This window comes from Roseateles sp. P5_B10 (genome assembly GCF_056400485.1).
In genome coordinates this window covers 1-541 of the sequence record NZ_JBFULE010001714.1, presented here as the reverse complement: position 1 = coordinate 541, position 541 = coordinate 1, and the positions used below count along the sequence as shown (strand labels likewise).

At 58.4% G+C, this 541-nt stretch carries 1 protein-coding gene; it reads right to left on the bottom strand.

Features of this window, described 5'->3' with window-relative positions:
* The coding region (rplE, locus tag AC1DU6_RS35495; protein WP_477863297.1) for a 50S ribosomal protein L5 at positions 1-510 on the bottom strand (510 nt) is incomplete at its 3' end.
* Positions 511-541: the final 31 nt, after the last annotated feature.

The following is a 541-nucleotide window of genomic DNA, read 5'->3' as shown; positions in this document are numbered from 1 at the left end:
CAGGAGAGCCTTGGCTTCGTCGTCCGTCTTGGCGGTCGTCGTGATGCTGATGTTCAGACCACGCAGAGCATCCACCTTGTCGTATTCGATTTCGGGGAAAATGATCTGTTCTTTGACGCCGATGTTGTAGTTGCCACGGCCGTCGAACGAGCGACCGGAGATACCCCGGAAGTCACGAACGCGCGGCAGGGCGATCGTCACGAAACGATCCAGGAATTCATACATCTGGACGCCGCGCAAGGTCACCATCGCGCCGATGGGCACCGCATCACGGATCTTGAAGCCGGCGATTGCCTTCTTCGACTTCGTGACGACGGGCTTCTGGCCGGCGATCTTGGTCAGGTCACCCACAGCGTGGTCCATGACCTTCTTGTCGGCGACGGCCTCGCTCACGCCCATGTTGAGCGTGATCTTGGTGATGCGGGGCACCTCCATGACCGACTTGTAGCCGAATTTCTCGACCAGGCCGGGCACGATTTTTTCGCGGTAATGCGTTTGAAGACGAGCCATGTCGGACCTCTTAAGCCTTGATCTCTTCGCC